8 protein-coding genes and 1 pseudogene are annotated in these 4,197 nt (G+C 64.8%); 8 read left to right on the top strand and 1 reads right to left on the bottom strand.

Annotation, left to right across the window (positions count from 1 at the left end):
- Positions 1–403: transposase (locus T398_RS26580; protein WP_496450548.1), on the top strand; the 403-nt coding region annotated here is incomplete at its 5' end.
- 71 nt (positions 404–474) lie between these two features.
- Positions 475–996: a hypothetical protein gene (locus tag T398_RS26575; protein WP_496450547.1), complete on the top strand. Its 522-nt coding sequence runs from the start codon at positions 475–477 to the stop codon at positions 994–996.
- 270 nt (positions 997–1,266) lie between these two features.
- Here T398_RS26575 and T398_RS26570 read toward each other — a convergent pair whose 3' ends face one another.
- Positions 1,267–1,509, bottom strand: a complete 243-nt coding sequence (locus T398_RS26570) for an HAD family hydrolase (RefSeq protein ID WP_496450546.1) — start codon at positions 1,507–1,509, stop codon at positions 1,267–1,269.
- A 50-nt stretch (positions 1,510–1,559) separates the two neighbouring features.
- On the opposite strand from T398_RS26570, the pseudogene T398_RS26565 reads away from it, so the two are divergent.
- The 6 genes and pseudogenes from T398_RS26565 to T398_RS26540 all read left to right on the top strand — a co-directional run.
- Positions 1,560–1,712, top strand: a pseudogene (locus T398_RS26565) (site-specific integrase); the annotation flags it as partial.
- Between the two features lie 484 nt (positions 1,713–2,196).
- On the top strand, positions 2,197–2,430 hold the full coding sequence (locus T398_RS26560) for a hypothetical protein (protein WP_496450545.1): 234 nt from the start codon (positions 2,197–2,199) through the stop codon (positions 2,428–2,430).
- A gap of 17 nt (positions 2,431–2,447) precedes the next feature.
- On the top strand, positions 2,448–3,053 hold the full coding sequence (locus tag T398_RS26555; RefSeq protein ID WP_496450544.1) for a helix-turn-helix domain-containing protein: 606 nt from the start codon (positions 2,448–2,450) through the stop codon (positions 3,051–3,053).
- The gene (locus T398_RS26550; RefSeq protein WP_496450543.1) at positions 3,050–3,241 is read left to right on the top strand and encodes a hypothetical protein; all 192 of its coding nucleotides are present in this window, start codon (positions 3,050–3,052) and stop codon (positions 3,239–3,241) included. The genes T398_RS26555 and T398_RS26550 overlap by 4 nt, the downstream gene beginning before the upstream one ends.
- 63 nt (positions 3,242–3,304) lie before the next feature.
- On the top strand, positions 3,305–3,604 hold the full coding sequence (locus T398_RS26545) for a DUF6036 family nucleotidyltransferase (protein WP_496450542.1): 300 nt from the start codon (positions 3,305–3,307) through the stop codon (positions 3,602–3,604).
- 14 nt (positions 3,605–3,618) lie between these two features.
- Positions 3,619–3,900, top strand: coding sequence for a zinc-binding dehydrogenase (locus T398_RS26540; RefSeq protein ID WP_496450541.1), 282 nt, complete (start codon positions 3,619–3,621; stop codon positions 3,898–3,900).
- The last annotated feature ends 297 nt before the right edge of the window (positions 3,901–4,197 follow it).

Here is a 4,197-nt window from a genome sequence, read left to right as displayed (position 1 = left end):
GTCGCGTAACGGGGCGCAGTTTCTGGCCTTCCTGAAGAAGGCGGTCGCCCCGCACCGCGGGCGGGACGTGCATGTGGTGTTGGACAACCTGTCCACCCACACCACCCCAGAGGTCCATGCCTGGCTGGACGCGAACCCGCACGTGCACTTCCACTTCACCCCCAAGGGCTCCAGCTGGATGAACCAGATCGAGACCTGGTTCGGCATCGCCACCCGGCAAGCCATCCGCCGCGGCACCTTCTCCTCCGTACAGGTCCTGATCCGCACCATCCGCGACTACATCACGGCCTGGAACGCCAACCCCCGCCCGTTCCAGTGGACAGCGACCGCCGGCGAAAACCTCGCCAAGGTCCAACTTGTACAGACCAGCATCAAACAACTCGTCGACAACAACGCCAAGTAAACCCAACAGGATCACGAGATACTAGTCGCACCAGTCGGCAGCGTGGAACGCTTGCCAGGCATGATGATGTGATGTCGACGCAGCGATACCTCGTTCTTCACGACTACGGCATGGGCGGCCTGTGGTGGTGGATTCGCGCCAGGTCGGTCCGCGAGGTGCAGGAAGCCTTCGCCGAGGTCGAGGTCGTCGACGACCCCGCCGCTATCGCGCGCGCCGAGGGCTGGGATCTCGACGAGGTGGACATCGGTGCGGCGACTCTTCCTGCTGGTTTGGACGAACTACGCGCCATGCGCGACAAGCAGCGCGCGTTGCCCGGTTTCGGCGTGCTCGCCGACAAGCAGGTGCTGTTCTTGCGTCAGGTGTGGGACGACGACGAGCCGGCGACGTACCTAATGGAGGTCGGGCCGGACGGTCGCCGTGTCCGGCAGGTGGAGGTCGCCGAGGACGGCACCGGGATTAAGACCGATGCCGAGGATTGGCCCTTGAATCCGCCGATGGTCGATCTTTTCGATCCGCAGTTACTGAACCAGGAAATCGATCGAGATGAGTTCGAAAGAGCGTGGGCAGCCGCACGGCGGGAAGGCAGCCGGTAGTCCTATCGGTGACGGCTTGCAGCAGTGACCTACGCCCGATCTGCGATATGAGCAAGCGAGCGTTCGCACGGTCCCTTGGCGCGAGCCTGGCATGCCTGAGAAGTTGTTCGATCACCCAGGCCTGCCGATGCCCGCGAAGGGAGCCACAGCGTGACCCGGGGTGTACTCAACGGGGCCACAGACCAACTGACGGAGATTGCTGCCCGCCGGCACTAATCTGCGGTTCCGCGAGTGATTTCGAGTACGACTGCTTGACCTGCAGCACTGGCTTTAGGTGTTCGACCGTTTGATTAGTTCGCGTGTGATTTCTCCCATGCTCGTGACTACCGCATCCGCTTCGGCTGCTTGGAACCTCTTAATCTTGATCGGGCGATTCGCGTATCCGATCACTCGCACGTTGGCCGCCCGCGCCCCATGAATGTCAGTAAGGGAGTCACCCACCAGTACACACCGGTTCGGCGGTATACCTACAGCACGCACGGCTTGCTGTATGGGTGTCGGATCGGGTTTCATCTTTTCTGGTTTGGCATACGCTCGGCCGACCACCGGCGACACATACCGTCTATGCCTCGGCTTTGCTCGATGCGGGGGAGAGCATCAAGGCGTTGGCGGCGTACCTCGGCCACGCTGACCCCGGCTTCACGCTTCGGGTCTACACGCACCTCATGCCGACGAGTGAGGAGCGCACCCGCCGGGCGATTGATGACCTGTTCGAGGGCACCCGCGTCGGTCCTGACGGCCTGAACGTGGTTAGGGCAAGCGTTCGCGCAGGTCAGGGTGCGTTTCAAGGGGAGAATCCGGCGTACAGGTCGACTCGTCCGTCGCCCACCAGCTCGGAGCCATGATCAAGGCTTTGAGCTGGTCGTTTATCCGGTGCTGTTGGTTGACCTTGGTCATCGTTGGTCAACACTTGACGGCCTGGAGGCGGCCTAAGTGCCGGCCCAGTTGGGCTCGTCTCGGGTCGCGCGGGCTGCGCCGTCGTGGGGGCCTCTCCGAGTCGGCGCTCAGTGGTTCTGGATCGGAGCCGGCGGTTTGTGGGGGAGGATTGGGCACGTCCTGGCGGTGGAGCTGGTGCCGTGACCTGATGATCCGGTGACCAGCCAGTCCCGGGGTTGGACTGGCGCGGCAGCCGGAAGCCCTGACGCACGACCAGGCCGGCCCCACTGACTTCCGTAGCGGTCTTGGTGATCCCATTCGTGGATGAGGTGGGACGAGTGTGTGCCGGAGCTGCTGGAGCACCTGGGGGAGATGGGCCTGGTCGCGATGGTCAAGATTGACGGCGAACGGGAGCGCAAGCCCTGGACCGTGGTGATCTCGGCTCAGCGGCTTGACGGTGCGGCGATCAGGGTCGACGGCCACAGCCTCGACTACTGCCTGAAGCATGCGATCGCCGCGCTTCATGAGCGCTTCCCGGACGAACTCGCGCTGAGTTGAGATCCAACGGTGAGGTGGTGTCCCGGCGGCTGTCGGTGGCTGACCGCCCCGGCTTGAGCAGCACATGCGCTGCCGCCGATTTGCGTTTTTGGCGTTTCTGGCCGATGCTGGCGAGTATGGCGACCGTGAGTGGGGAACTGCTGAGCACCGGTCAGGCGGCCAAGCTGCTGGGTTCTTCGCGTCAGCAGGTGGTCAACCTGTGCGAGCGTGGGGATCTGCCGTTCGTGCGGGTGGGCGCGCACCGCAAGGTCCGGCGGGAGCACGTCGAGGCGCTGGTGCGCCCCAGGCAGCCGTTGACCCGTGATCAGCTCAAGTCGCTGTGGCTGCACCAGGCCGTGGCAGGCAGCCTGGTCGCCGATCCGGATGAGGTGCTAGGGAAGGCCGGGGAGAATCTCGATCGGCTGCTTCGGCAGCATCGGGGGACCATGACCGAGGTCTGGTTGAGGCGCTGGCAAGACAAGATCAGTGAAGGGGTTGGCTCCGTTCTGCGGTCGTTGACCTCGGAAGATCCGGAGGCTGTCGAACTGCGGCAGAATTCGCCATTCGCTGGTGTGCTCCCACAGACGCAGCGCGGGAAGGTTCTTGAGTCTTTCAAGCGCCGGGGCTGGGAGCGGGCGGCGTGAGGCGCGCGGAGTTGGAGCACGTACTGAGATCGACGGGTCGGATCGTGGTTGATCGGAACGTCCTCATCATCGGCAGCCAGTCGGTGCTGGGGACGATCCCGGAGGATGATCTGCCGTTGGAAGCCACCGCCTCAATGGAGGTAGACGTGGCGTTCTTCGACGATCCCGACGATCAGAAGGCCGACTAGGTCGACGCGTTCATCGGCGAGTTTTCGCCGTTCCAGGAGACGTACGGCTATTACGCCCAGGGTGTGAGTGTGTCGACTGCGGTGCTGCCCGACGGCTGGCGCGATCGGTTGGTGCTGGTGGAGTCCGAGAACACCCAGCCGGGACGTGGCTTTGCGCTGGACCCGCACGACTGCGTGGTGTCGAAGCTGGTGGCTGGCCGGGAGAAGGACACCATGTTCGCTGACGCACTGCTCCGGGCGGGCCTGGTTAGGCCGGATGTGGTCGCCGGGCGGATCGAACTGCTGGTCGACGTGCACCCTCTGGTGATGAAACGCCTGCGGGACTGGATCGCCGTCTATCTGCCGAAGCCTGACATCGGCTGAGGCAGGCCGACCGTATGGATGCGCCTGGGGCGCGCGAGGCACTGCTGGCCTGGTGGACCGCGTCCCTCGAGCAACTGATGAGCGCGCTGCATGAGCCTGGCCGGGATCGCAGTTGTTGGACGTGGTGGGATGACTCGCCGTCACCGCAAACGGCGCGGTTGGCCACCCTGGCGCAGCTCTACGCGCAGGGCGACCTGCACCTGGCCATCCTCGCCACCTTCCCGCTGGACCGCGCCGCTGACGCCAGCGCGCCGACCGGGAGCATCCGGGGCAAGATCGTCATCACCGTCGGCTGACCGCGCCGCCGGGCGTCGAGGTGTCCCCGCCCGTCGAACCTGAGCTCCCCGGGGTCACTCCGCAGTCCCTGGTGGGTTGTGAAACGCGATCCAACCTCGCGCTAGCGTCCGGTAGGAGATCAGGCTGCGGAGGGAAGAGCGCCGTAGCCTTTTGAGTGATTTGCTCCCAATGTCTGGTCTATGCTGACTTGGGGTGTGGTCGGGGGCACGGTGGTGGTGGAATCTCGGCGGGCGTGGGGGCGTTACACCCTGCGTACGGCCGTGGAGGTGCCCCGCTCGGGCGGGTGCCGCCGGGTG

It is taken from the genome of Salinispora goodfellowii, assembly GCF_059570675.1.
This window is presented reverse-complemented; position numbering and strand designations above follow the sequence as displayed.

Bases quoted from the DNA above. Each gene is read 5' to 3' on its own strand.
- T398_RS26575 (WP_496450547.1), top strand. From the start codon at position 475: ATGTCGACGCAGCGATACCTCGTTCTTCACGACTACGGCATGGGCGGC.
- T398_RS26570 (WP_496450546.1), bottom strand. From the start codon at position 1,509: ATGAAACCCGATCCGACACCCATACAGCAAGCCGTGCGTGCTGTAGGT.
- T398_RS26560 (WP_496450545.1), top strand. From the start codon at position 2,197: ATGAGGTGGGACGAGTGTGTGCCGGAGCTGCTGGAGCACCTGGGGGAG.
- T398_RS26540 (WP_496450541.1), top strand. From the start codon at position 3,619: ATGGATGCGCCTGGGGCGCGCGAGGCACTGCTGGCCTGGTGGACCGCG.